The organism is Enterobacter cloacae complex sp. 309I3 (assembly GCF_050031595.1).
In the GTDB taxonomy this organism is placed as follows: Bacteria; Pseudomonadota; Gammaproteobacteria; order Enterobacterales; family Enterobacteriaceae; genus Enterobacter; species Enterobacter cloacae.
This window is the reverse complement of sequence record NZ_JBLGWI010000001.1, coordinates 770977-787228: the sequence shown is the minus strand read 5'-3', so window position 1 is coordinate 787228 and position 16252 is coordinate 770977. Positions and strand designations below refer to the sequence as shown.

Sequence of the window (16252 nt, the reverse complement as noted above, 5' to 3'; positions counted from 1 at the left end):
GGAAAAACGGTCAAGAATGCAGCTAACGCACAGATTTTCTACGCCTGCTAAGCGAAAGGGGAAGCTGGGGCAAAATGAAGAAAGGTAAAAATAAAAACGACTGGTTTCCCTGGTCGGAGAGAGTACCAGGTTAACCAGTCGATTTTTTTACGGAACGGCTTGAACCGTTACGCCAGAACCAGGCCAGGGGCTTTGAAGGCCAGCGGCAGTTCAGCTTCGTCTTCGAAGGTCACATACTCCCAGGCTTCCTGTTTTGCCAGGACGGCCTGCAAGAGTTTGTTATTCAGCGCATGACCGGATTTGAACGCGGTAAATGCACCAATAATGTTGTGACCACACATGAACAGGTCGCCAATTGCATCAAGCATTTTGTGGCGAACGAATTCATCTTCGAAACGCAGACCGTCTTCGTTCAGTACGCGATAATCGTCAACAACGATGGCACAATCGAAGCTGCCGCCCAGGCACAGGCCGCGGGACTGCAGATATTCGATATCACGCATGAAGCCGAAAGTACGAGCACGGCTGATCTGGCGCATAAACGCATCAGCAGAGAAGTTCATCGCATAGCGCTGGGTACTGGCATCAATCGCCGGATGGTTAAAATCGATGGTGAAGTCCAACGAGAAACCATTGTACGGTTTGAATTCAGCCCACTTGTCGCCATCTTCGACGCGAACGGTCTCTTTGATGCGAACAAATTTCTTCGCGCAGTTCAGTTCTTCGATGCCGGCATCCAGCAACAGATAAACGAACGGAGCAGCACTACCATCCATGATCGGGATTTCTGGCGCATTGACTTCAACAATAATGTTGTCGATACCCAGACCCGCCAGGGCGGCGTTCAGGTGCTCTACGGTAGAAATCCGCACGTCATGCTCGTTCACCAGACAAGTACAGAGCATAGTATCACGCACAGATTTGGCATCGGCCGGAAAATCTACCGGTGGATTCAAGTCGGTGCGACGATAGATGACCCCGGTATTGGCCGGCGCAGGGCGTAACGTCAGGGTGACTTTCTTGCCGGTATGTAAACCGACACCCGTCGCCTGAACGATACGTTTAAGTGTCCTTTGTTTGATCATCGTATAATCTCGCCAAATTAACTATCCAACCGAGAGTGTATATCACTAACGGTGGGCCAGTTTAGCACAAAGAGCGGAAATCCCCAAATTCCAGCCAATTCTTAGTCAGCTTGCTTACGCAGGAACGCCGGGATATCCAGATAATCTGGCTCTTTCGCCGTTTGCGGCGTTGGGTCATTAACCACTTTCGCGGCCGGTTTTTGCTCCTGAGTCAGAGGAGACATACCGTGCTGCTGGTAACGATCCATTACCGGTTGCTGAGTCTGCTTGTTCGTCACCAGAGTGATTTCAGGGCGCTTGTCCATACCGATACCGGTAGCAACAACCGTTACACGCAGCTCGTCGTTCATTTCCGGGTCAAGGGAGGTACCGATTACCACGGTCGCGTTGTCAGAGGCGAACGCACGGATGGTGTTACCCACGGTTTCGAACTCATCCAGACGCAGGTCAAAGCCAGCGGTGATGTTGACCAGCACGCCACGCGCACCCGACAGATCGATATCTTCCAGCAGCGGAGAAGAGATAGCCATTTCTGCTGCTTCTTCCGCACGGTCTTCACCGCTCGCCACGCCGGAGCCCATCATCGCGTAGCCCATTTCGGACATCACGGTGCGAACGTCAGCAAAGTCAACGTTCATCAGGCCAGGACGGGTAATCAGTTCAGCGATACCCTGAACCGCGCCTTTCAGCACGTCGTTTGCTGCGCCAAAGGCATCCAGCAGAGAGATACCGCGACCCAGCACTTTCAGCAGTTTGTCGTTCGGGATGGTGATCAGCGAGTCCACATGCTTGGACAGCTCGGTGATACCCTGCTCCGCGAAGGCCATACGTTTCTTGCCTTCAAAATTGAAAGGCTTGGTCACGACAGCGACGGTCAGGATACCTAAATCTTTAGCCACTTCAGCCACAACAGGTGCTGCGCCGGTACCTGTACCGCCACCCATACCTGCTGCGATGAAGACCATGTCCGCACCTTCCAGTGCAGCACGCAGCGCTTCACGATCTTCTTCAGCCGCATTGCGACCTACTTCCGGGTTAGCCCCTGCGCCCAGACCTTTGGTGATGCCACCACCGATCTGGATAGTCTGGCCGACTGCCGTCTTACGCAGTGCCTGTGCATCGGTGTTAACCGCAAAGAATTCAACACCTTCAATGCGCTCGCGCACCATATGCTCTACGGCGTTACCGCCGCCGCCACCGACGCCGATGACTTTAATCACCGCGTCGTTGGTCAGTTCCATAGGTTCAAACATAATTTCTCTCTCCGTTGTGCCTGTCGCCCGAGACCGTTAATTCTCTCCGGTCTCTTAAAAAAATTAAAACTCTTTTCGCAGCCAGTTGTTCAGTCGTTTGACCCACGACCCCACTGAGACGCGTTTTTCCACTTCTGCTTCACCACTGAGATGGGATTCTTTCCCGTAGTGGAGCAGGCCCACAGCCGTTGAATAGTAAGGCTCCTGGGCATAATCCGTTAAACCGGTAATATTCAGCGGTGCGCCAATACGCACCTGCGTATGGAACACACGCTGCGCACAGGCCGCAAGACCTTCAATTTGCGCTGCACCGCCGGTTAATACAATCCCCGCCGCAAGATGATGTTTTACGCCCTGCTGGCGAAGCTGTTCCTGTAACTGCAAAATCTCTTCGTTGACCAGGTTGAGCAGCTCGGTATAGCGTGGCTCAATCACCTCTGCCAACGTCTGGCGCTGCAGGCTACGCGGCGGACGGCCGCCCACGCTTGGCACTTCAACGCTCTCATCTTTGCCAACGATAGACCCCAGCGCACAACCGTGGCGCACTTTAATCGCTTCTGCATCGCTTGGCGGCGTACCAAACGCGTAGGCAATATCGCTGGTCACCACGTTCCCCGCGTAAGGGATCACTTTGGTGTGGCGCAGGGCACCGCCGGTATACACGGCCATATCCATTGTACCACCACCAATATCGACCACACAGACGCCCAGTTCACGTTCATCTTCGGTCAGCACGGAATAGCTTGCCGCCAGACCGGCGAAAATAAGTTGGTCAACTTTCAGGCCACAACGTTCAACGGCTTTTACGATGTTCTTCGCCATATCGTTGTGACATGTGATCAGGTGCACTTTTGCCTGCATACGCACGCCAGACAGACCAACCGGGTTCTTGATCCCTTCCTGGTAGTCGATCGCATATTCCTGCGGGATCACGTGCAGCACGCGATGCTCATCGCGAACGCGAACGGACTTCGCCGTATGCACAACGTTTTCAACGTCTTCCTGCGTCACTTCTTCTTCAGAAATGGGCACCATGCCGATTTCGTTCTGGCAGCTGATATGCTTACCAGAGAGAGCCAGATAGACAGAGGAAATCTGGCAATCTGCCATTAATTCAGCCTGATCGATGGCGCGCTGCACGCATTTCACCACCGACTCAAGATCGTTTACCCCACCTTTATCCATACCACGGGACGGGCAGCTGCCCACGCCAATGATATTGACCATACCGTCGGGCAGAACTTCCCCTACTAAAGCGGCAACCTTCGCGGTGCCAATCTCCAGTCCAACTACCAGTTTTCTGTCCGTCGCCTTGATCATTGTTGTTCTGCCTGTACCTGTGCCTGATTCTGTTGCTGATTAGGTTCCTCGACCGGAGCCGGTACCCAACCGACTGCTGCGCCTGAGTCATAGCGCAAATCAACGTAGCTTATCCGTTTGCCGTCAGTCTGTGCCTGCTGCTGTAAAACCGGGTAAAGTTCTACAAAACGCGCCAGACGCTTCATCGTGTCGCCGCGGCCAAGGTTGAGCTTAATGCCATTCGTTAAGGTGAGCTGCCACGAACGGCGCGCCGTCATCGCAGCTTCTTTTAACGTAAACCTGTCCTTCGCCAGCACTTGCCCCATCTCGCGAAAACCCTGTAACACTTCGTTTTCGCTGCCTTCAGGACCATACAACATCGGTAAATTTTGCTTGTTGACACGATCGGCCGGGACGCTGAAGGAATTTCCGTCTACGTCAACCATGTGCTGATCATTCCAACGCGCAATGGGCACATATTCAACCAGATGAATCTTCAATTCATCAGGCCATTGCTTTCTTACACTCGCCTGTTTTATCCAGGGCAGACGTTCAATCTGACTCTGGATAATGTTGACATCCTGCGTCATAAAGGTGCCAGGCGACCCCAGTGCCAGAATCGACTGGCGAATATCATCGTTACGCGTGTAGTGGCGTTCACCGGTGACCACCAGCTTCGACAGCGGCAACCGCTGCGCATCTTCCATCCAGCCCAGTACCATCCAGCCGCTGATAAACACGGTGCACAGCACCCCGAGCAGGAAAATAATCCCTGCAAGACGCGTTCCATTACTCCGGCGTGAAGAAGAATATTCTTCCTCGTCATCGCGGTTGCGCGTGTTCAATGCAGCCTGAGACATATCAGCCCGCCTGGTCCAGAATACGTACGACTAACTGCGAGAAGCTCATCCCCGCCTGACGCGCGGCCATCGGCACAAGGCTGTGGCTGGTCATGCCTGGAGAAGTATTCGCTTCCAGCAAATAAAATTGCCCATCGCTGTCGAGCATCACATCAATGCGTCCCCAGCCACTGCAACCAAGAACATGCCAGGCTTTAAGCACCAGGGACTGTAAATCCGCTTCACGTTCTGCTTCAAGACCTGCTGGGCAGAAATATTGCGTCTCGTCAGAGAGATACTTCGCCTCATAATCATAGAAGACGCCAGCAGGTTGGATGCGAATCGACGGTAAAATTTCTTCACCAAGCATCGCCACGGTAAATTCCGGCCCGCTGAGCCATTTTTCAATCAGAACTTCTTCATCGTGTTGAAATGCCAGCGCTAAAGCAGACGATAAATCGTCAGCTTTATCAACTTTGGACATCCCAACGCTCGACCCTTCACGGCTGGGCTTTACAATAACCGGTAAGCCCAGCTCAGCAATGCGTGCATTAACGCTATCCTGAAGGCCCATTTCAAATTCGCGGCGCGTCAACGCAACCCACGGCGCAACCGGCAAACCCGCTCCCTGCCACAGCAGCTTACTGCGCAGTTTATCCATTGAGATGGCGGAGGCCATCACGCCGCTGCCGGTGTAGGGCATACCGATGAGATCCAGCAACCCTTGCAGGGTACCGTCTTCTCCCCCACGACCGTGCAGAGCAATAAAGACTTTATCGAAGCCCATTGCTTTCAGCTGCGTTACATCGACCTCTTTCGGATCGACCAGATGTGCATTAACGCCAGCCTCACGCAGGCCCGCCAGTACCGCAGCGCCTGAATTCAGGGAAACCTCGCGCTCGGCGGAGGTGCCGCCAGACAGGACAGCAATCTTATCAGCCATGATGCTCATCCTCCTGAGTTTGCGGCTTCAGTTTGATTTCAGCTAAGGTACGGGCGATTTTGCCGATATTTCCCGCGCCCTGAATCAGAATCAAATCGTTACCTGTCAGTACCGGCGCCAGAATTTCGGCGACCTGAGCAGGATCCGAAACCAAAATAGGGTCTACTTTACCGCGTCCGCGAATGGTTCGACACAGAGAACGGCTGTCCGCGCCTGGGATCGGCGTTTCACCTGCAGAATAAACATCCAGCATCAGCAATGTGTCCACCTGGGACAGCACGCTGGCGAAATCGTCATACAGATCGCGCGTACGCGTAAAACGGTGTGGCTGGAAGATCATCACCAGGTTCTTCTCTGGCCATCCCGCACGTGCGGCCTTAATGGTCGCGTCCACTTCGGTTGGATGGTGGCCATAGTCGTCTACCAGCATGGCAGTACCCGGTTTACCGTTTACCGCATCCAGCGGGAATTCGCCAAGGAAGTCGAAACGACGCCCGGTTCCCTGGAAGCTTTCCAGCGCACGCAGGATCGCATCGTCATCAATGCCTTCTTCCGTCGCGACGGCCACCGCCGCGGCTGCGTTCAGGGCGTTATGACGACCTGGTGCGTTCAGCGTCACGTGCAGCAGCTCTTTGTCCTGACGCGCCAGGGTGAAATGCCCCTGCGCACCAATCTGTTTGTACTCTTCCACGCGGACATCCGCGTCTTCGCTGAAACCATAGGTAGTGATCTGACGACCAACCCGCGGCAACAACTCGCGAATGACCGGATCGTCCACACACATTACCGCGCGTCCATAGAACGGCAGGTTATGCAGGAAGTTGATAAAGGTCTGCTTTAAATTCTCGAAGTCGCCCTGGTAGGTATCCATGTGGTCAGCTTCGATGTTAGTGACAATCGCCACCATCGGCTGCAGATGCAGGAACGACGCATCGCTCTCATCCGCTTCCGCAATCAGATAACGGCTGTGGCCCAGACGCGCATGCACACCTGCTGCTTTTACCAGACCGCCGTTGACGAACGTCGGGTCGAGACCCGCTTCGGCATAAATACTGGAAACCATCGCCGTGGTCGTGGTTTTACCGTGCGTCCCGGCAATCGCAATCCCGTGACGAAAACGCATCAGCTCTGCCAGCATTTCCGCGCGGCGGATCACCGGAATACGCGCTTCATGCGCGGCCACGATTTCCGGGTTATCAGAGGAGATGGCGCTGGATACCACCACCACACTCGCATCGCGCACGTTTTCCGGGCGATGGTTGAAATAGATAGTCGCCCCAAGCGACGCCAGTTGCTGCGTAACAGGGTTTGGCGCCAGGTCAGACCCGCTGATCTGATAGCCTTCGTTAGCTAACACTTCGGCAATACCGCCCATGCCAGCACCACCGATGCCAACAAAGTGAATGTGCCGGACGCGACGCATCTCGGGCACGATTGAACGCAGTTTTGCCAGTTGTTGTGTATTCATTCTCTAAACGCCATCGACTACTTAAAAAATTCGTGCCGCGCAACACGCGCTGCGAGGGTTAAGCCTGGGCTGCCAGGCTCACTTCTTTTGCCACCCGTTCCGTTGCATCAGGAATGGCCGCCGCACGTGCACGTTGCGCCATCTCCATTAATGTTTCCCGGTTCCAGCCCGCCAGGGTGGTGGCGACCGCATCGGCGGTAAATTGTGGCTGCTCGAATATTTTCGCGGCACCGGCTTTTTCAAGCGGCAGCGCATTCCAGTACTGCTGACGATCTTTGTGCTGGAACGGCACAAACAGAGCCGGTAAACCCGCGGCGGCAATTTCACTCACCGTTAATGCACCGGAGCGACAGACCACGACATCGGCCCAGGCGTACGCTGCCGCCATATCGTCGATAAATTCCGTCACTTTGTGCTGCGGCTGACCTTCTGCCGCATAAGCCTGCTCAACGGTCTGCTGAGCGCCTTTTCCGCTTTGATGCCAGATGGTCACGGCATCACCCAGCTTTGCGGCAACCTGCGGCATCGTCTGGTTCAGGATGCGTGCGCCCTGCGATCCACCGACGACCAGCACGCGAACAGGGCCTTCACGGCCAGCCATGCGGGTATCCGGCAACGGCAGCGCCAGCACATCCACACGCACCGGGTTCCCGACGACGTCCGCTTTCGGGAACGCACCAGGAAATGCCTGCATCACTTTGGTGGCGATTTTCGCCAGCCACTTATTGGTCAGTCCGGCAATACCATTCTGCTCATGCAGTACAACGGGAATGCCCAACGACCACGCGGCAAGACCACCCGGACCGGAAACATAACCGCCCATGCCCAGCACCACATCCGGCTGAAAGCGCTTCATGATGCTGCGTGCCTGACGCCATGCGTTGAAAATACGCACCGGCGCCAGAAGCTGGGCCTTAATGCCTTTGCCACGAAGGCCAGAAATACGAATAAAGTCGATCTCAATACCGTGCTTCGGTACCAGGTCGGCCTCCATGCGGTCTGCGGTTCCCAGCCAGCGTACCTGCCAGCCCTGATCCATTAAATGGTGCGCAACCGCCAGCCCCGGGAACACATGTCCACCGGTACCGCCTGCCATCACCATTAACCGCTTCGGTTGATTCATCGTGAACCTCGTGTAAACGCCTGGGCTTTTTCCAGACGCGTTTCATAATCTATACGTAACAACATCATGATGGCCGTCGACATGATCAACAGACTGGAACCACCATAACTGATCAACGGCAACGTCAGGCCCTTGGTCGGCAGCATACCCGCTGCGGCCCCGACGTTAACCAATGCCTGGAAGCTAAACCAGATACCAATTGAACAGGCTAAGAAACCTGAGAAGCGGTGATCGATCTCCAGCGCTTTCCGCCCAATCGACATGGCGCGGAAAGCGACGAAGAATACCATTAATAGCGCTAATACCACACCGATATAACCCAGTTCTTCCGCAATAATGGAGAAGATGAAGTCAGTATGCGCTTCGGGTAAATACTCCAGTTTCTGAACCGAGTTGCCCAGGCCTTGTCCCCAGACTTCACCGCGGCCAAACGCCATGAGTGACTGCGTCAGCTGATAGCCACTGCCAAACGGGTCTTCCCACGGGTTCCAGAACGAGGTCACACGGCGGATACGGTATGGTTCAGCAAGGATCAGCAGGACAACTGCTGAAATACCCATCCCGATAATGGCGATGAACTGCCACAGTTTCGCCCCCGCCAGGAACAGCATCGCCAGCGTCGTCACAAACAGAACCACCACGGTACCGAGGTCAGGCTGCGCCAGCAGTAAGACCGCCAGCACCAGAATCACGCCCATCGGTTTCAGGAAGCCGCGAAGGTTGTTACGCACTTCATCTACTTTGCGCACCAGGTAGTTCGCCAGGTAGCAGAACAGGGACAGTTTGGTAAATTCGGCAGGCTGAATACGCAGCGGACCAAAGGCGATCCAGCGCGATGCCCCGTTTACGGAACTCCCCACCACCAGCACGATCAGCAGCATGATGATCGAGGCGATCAGCATCGCGGTACTGTGTCGCTGCCAGAACGCCATTGGCAGACGTAAGGTTATCAGCGCAAGACAGAACGCCAGGATGATGTACAGACCATCACGCTTGGCAAACAGGAAAGGATCGTTCGCCAGTCGCTGCCCGACGGGCATTGATGCTGACGTCACCATAATAAAGCCGACCGCCGCCAGCCCCAGGGTGAGCCAGAAGAGCGTGCGATCGTACATGATCAGGCTGTCGTTATCTTTCTGACGAGAGCCCATCACCCAGCCTTTCAGTGCCGCAAACAACCACACCAGGACACCAAATCCTGGGAAGCGCGGCATTTTCAGGCGAGGGAGAGATAAACGCATCAGCCTAACTCCTTCGCCAGGCGGGTAAAGAGATCACCACGCTGTTCGAAATTCTTGAATTGATCGAGGCTGGCGCATGCCGGAGAGAGCAGCACCATATCGCCCGGCTTCACGCGAGGAGCAATCAGGCGCATTGCCTGTTCCATGGTTTCGGTCTGCTCGGCGATCTCAGGACGCAATTCCGCCAGTTCCCTGCCATCACGACCAAAGCAGTAGAGACGGATGTTATCGCCGGAAAGATACTGCTTCAGGGAGGTGAAATCGGCGGACTTACCGTCGCCACCCAGCAGCAGATGCAGAGTACCTTCCACCTGCAAACCATTCAGCGCGGCCTCTGTACTGCCTACGTTGGTGGCTTTGGAATCATTGATCCAGCGTACGCCGTTATGCTCCAGCGCCAGCTGGAAACGGTGCGCCAGTCCGGTAAAGGTGGTTAGCGCCTGCAGGCTGGAGGAGCGTGGCAAACCGACGGCATCCGCCAGCGCCAGCGCCGCCAGCGCATTGGTGTAGTTATGCTGACCGGAAAGCTTCATCTCCTTCACGTTCAGCACTTTCTCACCTTTCACCCGCAGCCAGGTTTCACCCAGCTGACGGTTCAGATGATAATCCCCCATGGTGATACCAAAGCTGATGCAGCGGTCATCGGCACCGCGTACCGGCATGGTCAGGGCATCATCTGCGTTAACGACGCAGACTTTGGCATTTTCATAAATACGCAGTTTGGCTGCGCGATACTGCTGTAGACCAAATGGATACCTGTCCATATGATCTTCGGTCACGTTCAGGATTGTGGCCGCGGCCGCATGCAGGCTGGAGGTGGTTTCCAGCTGGAAGCTGGAGAGTTCCAGCACGTACAGCTCACAGCCTTTGTCCAGCAGCATCAGCGCCGGCAAGCCAATGTTGCCGCCAACGCCGACATTTTTGCCCGCCGCTTTCGCCATCTCACCCACCAGGGTAGTGACGGTGCTTTTTCCGTTAGAGCCGGTAATGGCGATAACAGGCGCCTGCGCTTCGCGGCAGAACAGCTCGATATCACCGACAATCTCAACGCCCGCATCGGCTGCGGCGCTCAGTGAAGGGTGCGCCAGCGCCATACCGGGGCTGGCCACAATCAGATCGGCTGCCAGCAGCCAGTCATCATTCAGACCACCAAGGTGGCGTTCAACCTGTTCCGGCAGTTTGTCCAGACCCGGCGGAGAAACACGCGTATCCATCACCCGCGGCGTCACGCCGCGCGCAAGGAAAAAGTCCACGCAGGACAGGCCAGTAAGGCCCAACCCGATGATAACGACTTTTTTGCCCTGGTAATCTGCCATGATTAACGTACCTTCAGCGTTGCCAGGCCAATCAGCACCAGCATCAGCGAAATAATCCAGAAGCGCACGATGACGCGCGGCTCTGGCCAGCCTTTCAGTTCATAGTGATGGTGAATCGGTGCCATACGGAAGATGCGCTGGCCGCGCAGCTTAAAGGAACCGACCTGCAGGATCACCGACAGGGTCTCAACCACAAATACCCCGCCCATGATCACCAGCAGGAACTCCTGGCGCAGCAGCACGGCAATAATGCCCAGCGCGCCGCCCAGAGCCAGTGAACCGACGTCACCCATAAAGACCTGGGCCGGATAGGTGTTGAACCACAGGAAGCCCAGCCCCGCCCCGACAATGGCCGTACAGACGATCACCAGCTCGCCCGCGTGACGCAGATAAGGAATGTGCAGATAGTTGGCAAAGTTCATGTTGCCGGTCGCCCACGCCACCAGCGCGAAACCTGCGGCCACGAAGACCGTTGGCATAATGGCCAGGCCATCCAGACCATCGGTCAGGTTCACCGCGTTACCGGTGCCCACAATCACGAAGTACGCCAGCAGAATGTAGAACAGCCCCAGTTGCGGCATGACGTCTTTAAAGAACGGCACCACCAGCTCGGTAGCGGGAGTATCTTTTCCGGCCAGATACAGCGCGAAGGCCACGCCCAGCGCAATTACCGACATCCAGAAATATTTCCAGCGGGCGATCAGACCTTTCGTGTCTTTACGTACCACTTTGCGGTAATCATCAACAAATCCAATGATTCCGTAGCCCACCAGCACAGTCAGCACACACCAGACGTACGGGTTGGATGGATAGGCCCACAGCAGCACGGAAACCACGATCGCGGTCAGGATCATAATCCCGCCCATGGTTGGCGTACCGCGCTTGCTGAAGTGCGATTCCGGACCATCGTTACGCACAACCTGGCCGAAAGAGAGTTTTTGCAGACGGGCAATCATGCGCGGGCCCATCCACAACGAGATGAACAGCGCAGTCAGCAGGCTGACGATGGCGCGAAACGTCAGATAGGAAAAGACGTTAAAGCCTGAGTAATATTTGACCAAATGTTCGGCCAGCCAAACTAACATGTCCCGTTCTCCTGTAATGCGTGCACTACCTCTTCCATGGCGGCACTACGTGAACCTTTCACTAACACAGTCACAATTTGTTTTTCAGCAATCAACGTCTTCAGACGTTCAATCAGTGCGGCTTTATCGGCAAAATGTTCGCCAACACCGCTGGCATGGCTAATCGCCTGGCTCAGTTTTCCTGCGCTCAGTACGCAATCCAGCCCGGCCGCTTTCGCGGCTTCACCCACCTGGGTATGACAGGCTTCGCTCTCATCGCCCAGCTCGGCCATATCGCCAACCACCATCACGCGATAGCCTGGCATTTCGGACAACACCTGTACGGCTGCCGTCATCGAACCGACGTTCGCGTTGTAGGAGTCATCCAGCAGCAGTTTGTTTTCTGCAAGCTGGACTGGGAACAGACGTCCCGGTACGGCTTTTAAATTCGCAAGGCCAGTTTTGATCGCGTCATGTGTCGCGCCGACGGCCATCGACAGCGCCGCGGCAGCAAGCGCATTGGCGATGTTATGGCGACCCGGCAGCGGCAGCAGAACCTCAATGCCTCCCGTTGGGGTATTGAGCGTGAATTCCGTACCATGCGAGGTCACATGGATATGGGTCGCGGTAAAATCACTGTCTGCCGCATTAGGCGAGAAGCGCCACGTCTTACGTGAACCGATGATGCTCTGCCAGTTCAACCAGTCGTTATTATCGGCATTCATAATGGCGATACCGTTATCCGGCAGGCCGGTATAGATCTCACCTTTGGCTTTCGCCACGCCTTCAAGTGAACCGAAACCTTCCAGATGCGCGGCGGCCAGGTTGTTCACCAGCGCAGCCTCCGGACGCGTCAGGCTGACCGTCCAGGCAATTTCACCCTGGTGGTTTGCCCCTAATTCAATCACCGCAAAGTCATGCTCTTTGGTGAGGCGAAGCAATGTCATCGGCACGCCGATGTCATTATTTAGATTGCCTGCGGTGTAAAGCGTGTTACCGCACTGACTGAGGATCGCCGCCGTCATCTCTTTTACTGACGTTTTGCCCGAAGACCCCGTCAGAGCAACAACGCGAGCTGGCACCTGCTGACGAACCCATGCTGCCAGCTCACCGAAGGCAAGGCGCGTATCCTTCACCACAATCTGCGGTAAATCGATATCGAGTTTGCGGTTCACCAGCAGCGCACCCGCACCATTCTCTTTCGCCTGTTCAGCAAAATCGTGGGCGTCAAAACGTTCGCCCTTCAGCGCCACAAACAGGCACCCGGCGGTCACTTTGCGGGTATCTGTCGTCACGGCGTCGATGGTCAGATCCTGACCATGCAGCGTACCCTGCAGGAGGGTTGCCGCCTTGCCGAGCGTTAAGCTGATCATGCCACCACTCCCAACAGACGCGCTGCCGTTACACGGTCCGAATAGTCCAGTCGACGATTGCCAACAATCTGATAATCTTCATGGCCTTTACCCGCCAGGAGCACGACGTCGTTCTCTTGCGCCTGCATGATGGCGTTGGTCACGGCTTCCGCACGGCCTTCCACCACGCGGGCACGTCCTGCGTCCAGCATACCGGCCAGGATATCGTTGATAATGGCGCGCGGCTCTTCAGTACGCGGGTTGTCATCGGTCACAACCGGAATATCCGCGAACTGTTCGGCGATGGCACCCATCAACGGACGCTTGCCCTTGTCGCGATCGCCCCCACAGCCAAACACACACCAGAGCTTACCGGCGCAGTGCAGACGTGCCGCTTCAAGCGCTTTTTCCAGCGCATCCGGCGTGTGGGCATAATCGACAACAACGGTCGGTTTACCTGGTGCACTGAACACTTCCATACGGCCACAGACGGGCTGCAGACGCTCTGCGGTGTTGAGCAGTTCGGCCATCGGATAGCCCAACGCCAGCAGCGTTGCCAGCGCCAGCAGGAGGTTGCTGACGTTAAACGCCCCCATCAGGCGGCTTTCAATTTCGCCTTCACCCCAGGAAGAGGCAAAGCGAATCGTCGCGCCGCTGTCGTGATAATTAACCTCAACCGCCTTCAGCCAGCGGCCATGGCAGTTCGGATTGATATGGTCTTCCATCGACACCGCAACCGCATCCGGCAGCTTCGCAAGCCAGCGGCGCCCCACTTCGTCATCAGCGTTGATGATGGCCTGTCCATAGTGATGCGTGGAGAAGAGCAGCCATTTCGCGGCCTCGTAATGCTCCATATCACCATGATAATCAAGATGATCGCGACTCAGGTTCGTGAACACGGAGGCGGCAAATTTCAACGCCGCCACACGATGCTGTACCAGACCATGAGAGGAGACTTCCATCGCGGCAAAGGTCGCACCCTGCCCTGCCAGACCGGCAATCACATGTTGTACGTCAACCGCGGAGCCGGTGGTGTTTTCCGTCGGGCTCACTTTACCCAGCAGCCCATTCCCCACGGTGCCCATTACGGCGCCGGTTTCTCCCAGCAGTTGCGCCCATTGCGCCATCAATTGGGTGGTCGTCGTTTTACCGTTAGTGCCCGTCACGCCCACCAGACGCAGCTGGTCTGAAGGCTCGTTATAAAAACGTCCCGCCAGTGCGGAGAGTCGCTCATTCAACTGGCTAAGGTAGATAACCGGCACACCGTGCATTTCACGGATTTCACCGTCGGTTGCCTCATCTTTAGCCTCAGCAATAATGGCAGCTACACCTTGCGCAATCGCCTGCGGGATATATCGACGCCCGTCCGCCTGATGACCAACTACAGCCACAAAAAGATCGCCGGAAGCAGCCACACGGCTGTCCAGTACCATCTCCCGTAGCGCTCGCTCAGGTGCGTTTGGCACCCACGGAGCGAGAAGGTCGCGCAAATTACGATCTGCCACCTGTACCCTCGCCTTGATTAATTACAAATTCACTTTTTTCGCCCGTTGCCAGCGCGTCCGGTTCAACGTTCATGGTGCGTAATACGCCGCCCATGATGGCGCCGAACACAGGCGCTGAAACGGCGCCGCCGTAGTATTTACCCGCCTGTGGATCGTTAATGACGACCACCAGCGCAAAACGCGGATTGCTTGCAGGCGCAACGCCTGCGGTATAGGCAATGTATTTGTTGATGTAGCGGCCGTCTGGCCCCACTTTTTTCGCCGTACCGGTTTTAATGGCGATGCGATAGCCTTTGATCGCCGCCTTCACGCCGCCACCGCCAGGTAGCGCTACGCTTTCCATCATATGCACAACGGTACGAACGATAGATTCCGGGAAGATACGCTCGCCCGGAACCGGTGGATCAACTTTGGTAATCGACAGTGGGCGATAGACGCCATAGCTGCCAATCGTTGCGTAGACTCGCGCTAACTGTAACGGGGTTACCATTAGCCCGTAGCCGAAAGAGAAGGTGGCCCTCTCTATGTCAGACCACCGTTGTTTTTGAGGATATAAGCCACTGCGTTCTCCGACCAACCCCAAATTGGTCGCCTTTCCTAGCCCAAAACGTGAGTAAGTCTCTACTAACGCTGAGGACGGCATCGCTAACGCCAGCTTTGAAACACCGACGTTACTCGACTTCTGTAATACCCCGGTCAGGGTCAATTCGCTGTAGCGCGCCACGTCTTTAATCTCGTGGCCGTTGATTCGGTAAGGGATCGTGTTCAGAACCGTGTTCTCATTGACGATGCCGCGTTGCAGCGCCGTCATCACCACCATCGGCTTCACCGTGGAGCCAGGTTCGAACACGTCGGTAATGGCCCGGTTACGCATTGCATCTTTGGCGGTACCGGTAAAGTTGTTCGGGTTGTAGGACGGGCTGTTGGCCATCGCCAGCACTTCACCAGTGCTGACATCCACCAGCACGGCGCTGCCCGACTCCGCCTTGTTAAAGGCCACGGCATTGTTCAGTTCGCGATACACCAGCGCCTGCAGGCGTTCATCAATGCTCAACGCCAGGTTATGCGCGGCCTGGCTGTCTGTGGAAGAGATATCTTCAATCACGCGACCATAGCGGTCTTTACGCACGATTCGCTCACCCGGCTGGCCGGTAAGCCACTTATCGAAACTTTTTTCAACCCCTTCAATCCCCTGGCTGTCGACGTTGGTAAAGCCAATGAGGTGAGCGGTTACTTCGCCGGAAGGATAGTAACGGCGAGACTCTTCTCGCAGATGGATACCCGGGAGCTTCAGTTTTCTGATGTAATCGGCCATGTCAGGGTTAACCTGACGCGCCAGATAGATAAAGCGCCCTTTCGGGTTGGCATTAACGCGGGAGGCAAGCTGATCCAGCGGCATTTTCAGGGCGTCAGACAGCGCTTTCCAGCGGTTGTCGAGCGTGATACCACCGGCATCGTGCAGCTCTTTCGGATCGGCCCAGATCGCCTTCACCGGTACGCTCACGGCCAGCGGACGACCGGAACGATCGGTGATCATCCCGCGAGATGTGGAGACTTCCTGTACGCGCAGAGAGCGCATATCGCCCTGGCGCACCAGCATGTCAGGCGCGATGATTTGTAGCCACGCCACACGTCCCAGCAGGAAGCCCAGCGCGAGTAAAATGCAGCCGCAAAGCAACGCAAAACGCCAACTGATAAAGTTGGCCTGTTCTTCCTGACGTTTTGGTTTTAGCGTTTTTGCCGCTGCTCTCATGCGTCGCGTTT

General features: G+C 55.8%; 13 protein-coding genes. All 13 read right to left on the bottom strand.

All coding sequences use genetic code 11. The features are described from left to right. Positions 1-167: 167 nt before the first annotated feature. The gene (gene lpxC, locus ACQG22_RS03725; protein ID WP_369706568.1) at positions 168-1085 is read right to left on the bottom strand and encodes a UDP-3-O-acyl-N-acetylglucosamine deacetylase; all 918 of its coding nucleotides are present in this window, start codon (positions 1083-1085) and stop codon (positions 168-170) included. Positions 1086-1186: 101 nt separating this feature from the next. After that, positions 1187-2338, bottom strand: coding sequence for a cell division protein FtsZ (ftsZ, locus tag ACQG22_RS03720; RefSeq protein WP_008501978.1), 1152 nt, complete (start codon positions 2336-2338; stop codon positions 1187-1189). A 63-nt stretch (positions 2339-2401) separates the two neighbouring features. Continuing rightward, positions 2402-3658 (bottom strand): cell division protein FtsA, encoded by a 1257-nt coding sequence (gene ftsA / locus ACQG22_RS03715; protein WP_006173845.1) that lies wholly within the window; start codon positions 3656-3658, stop codon positions 2402-2404. Beyond that, a complete protein-coding gene (gene ftsQ, locus ACQG22_RS03710; protein WP_013095577.1) occupies positions 3655-4497 on the bottom strand; it encodes a cell division protein FtsQ in 843 nt (280 codons plus the stop codon). Before ftsQ ends, ftsA begins: the two co-directional genes overlap by 4 nt. A gap of 1 nt (position 4498) precedes the next feature. Beyond that, positions 4499-5419 (bottom strand): D-alanine--D-alanine ligase, encoded by a 921-nt coding sequence (locus ACQG22_RS03705; protein ID WP_057071073.1) that lies wholly within the window; start codon positions 5417-5419, stop codon positions 4499-4501. Next, on the bottom strand, positions 5412-6887 hold the full coding sequence (gene murC, locus ACQG22_RS03700) for a UDP-N-acetylmuramate--L-alanine ligase (RefSeq protein WP_013095575.1): 1476 nt from the start codon (positions 6885-6887) through the stop codon (positions 5412-5414). The genes ACQG22_RS03705 and murC overlap by 8 nt, the downstream gene beginning before the upstream one ends. Positions 6888-6945: 58 nt before the next feature. Then, complete coding sequence (murG, locus tag ACQG22_RS03695; RefSeq protein WP_013095574.1) at positions 6946-8010, bottom strand: undecaprenyldiphospho-muramoylpentapeptide beta-N-acetylglucosaminyltransferase; 1065 nt, start codon at positions 8008-8010, stop codon at positions 6946-6948. Continuing rightward, positions 8007-9251: a cell division protein FtsW gene (ftsW, locus tag ACQG22_RS03690; RefSeq protein ID WP_013095573.1), complete on the bottom strand. Its 1245-nt coding sequence runs from the start codon at positions 9249-9251 to the stop codon at positions 8007-8009. Before ftsW ends, murG begins: the two co-directional genes overlap by 4 nt. Further along, on the bottom strand, positions 9251-10567 hold the full coding sequence (murD, locus tag ACQG22_RS03685; RefSeq protein WP_023620010.1) for a UDP-N-acetylmuramoyl-L-alanine--D-glutamate ligase: 1317 nt from the start codon (positions 10565-10567) through the stop codon (positions 9251-9253). The genes ftsW and murD overlap by 1 nt, the downstream gene beginning before the upstream one ends. 2 nt (positions 10568-10569) lie before the next feature. Beyond that, a complete protein-coding gene (mraY, locus tag ACQG22_RS03680; RefSeq protein ID WP_008501985.1) occupies positions 10570-11652 on the bottom strand; it encodes a phospho-N-acetylmuramoyl-pentapeptide-transferase in 1083 nt (360 codons plus the stop codon). Beyond that, the gene (gene murF, locus ACQG22_RS03675) at positions 11646-13004 is read right to left on the bottom strand and encodes a UDP-N-acetylmuramoyl-tripeptide--D-alanyl-D-alanine ligase (RefSeq protein ID WP_020688495.1); all 1359 of its coding nucleotides are present in this window, start codon (positions 13002-13004) and stop codon (positions 11646-11648) included. The genes mraY and murF overlap by 7 nt, the downstream gene beginning before the upstream one ends. After that, the gene (gene murE / locus ACQG22_RS03670; RefSeq protein WP_013095570.1) at positions 13001-14488 is read right to left on the bottom strand and encodes a UDP-N-acetylmuramoyl-L-alanyl-D-glutamate--2,6-diaminopimelate ligase; all 1488 of its coding nucleotides are present in this window, start codon (positions 14486-14488) and stop codon (positions 13001-13003) included. The genes murF and murE overlap by 4 nt, the downstream gene beginning before the upstream one ends. Beyond that, positions 14475-16241, bottom strand: a complete 1767-nt coding sequence (locus tag ACQG22_RS03665; RefSeq protein ID WP_023620014.1) for a peptidoglycan glycosyltransferase FtsI — start codon at positions 16239-16241, stop codon at positions 14475-14477. Before ACQG22_RS03665 ends, murE begins: the two co-directional genes overlap by 14 nt. Between the last annotated feature and the right edge of the window lie 11 nt (positions 16242-16252).

Coding starts and splice junctions, on each gene's coding strand:
- lpxC (WP_369706568.1), bottom strand. CDS start 1,085: ATGATCAAACAAAGGACACTTAAACGTATCGTTCAGGCGACGGGTGTC.
- ftsZ (WP_008501978.1), bottom strand. CDS start 2,338: ATGTTTGAACCTATGGAACTGACCAACGACGCGGTGATTAAAGTCATC.
- ftsA (WP_006173845.1), bottom strand. CDS start 3,658: ATGATCAAGGCGACGGACAGAAAACTGGTAGTTGGACTGGAGATTGGC.
- ftsQ (WP_013095577.1), bottom strand. CDS start 4,497: ATGTCTCAGGCTGCATTGAACACGCGCAACCGCGATGACGAGGAAGAA.
- ACQG22_RS03705 (WP_057071073.1), bottom strand. CDS start 5,419: ATGGCTGATAAGATTGCTGTCCTGTCTGGCGGCACCTCCGCCGAGCGC.
- murC (WP_013095575.1), bottom strand. CDS start 6,887: ATGAATACACAACAACTGGCAAAACTGCGTTCAATCGTGCCCGAGATG.
- murG (WP_013095574.1), bottom strand. CDS start 8,010: ATGAATCAACCGAAGCGGTTAATGGTGATGGCAGGCGGTACCGGTGGA.
- ftsW (WP_013095573.1), bottom strand. CDS start 9,251: ATGCGTTTATCTCTCCCTCGCCTGAAAATGCCGCGCTTCCCAGGATTT.
- murD (WP_023620010.1), bottom strand. CDS start 10,567: ATGGCAGATTACCAGGGCAAAAAAGTCGTTATCATCGGGTTGGGCCTT.
- mraY (WP_008501985.1), bottom strand. CDS start 11,652: ATGTTAGTTTGGCTGGCCGAACATTTGGTCAAATATTACTCAGGCTTT.
- murF (WP_020688495.1), bottom strand. CDS start 13,004: ATGATCAGCTTAACGCTCGGCAAGGCGGCAACCCTCCTGCAGGGTACG.
- ACQG22_RS03665 (WP_023620014.1), bottom strand. CDS start 16,241: ATGAGAGCAGCGGCAAAAACGCTAAAACCAAAACGTCAGGAAGAACAG.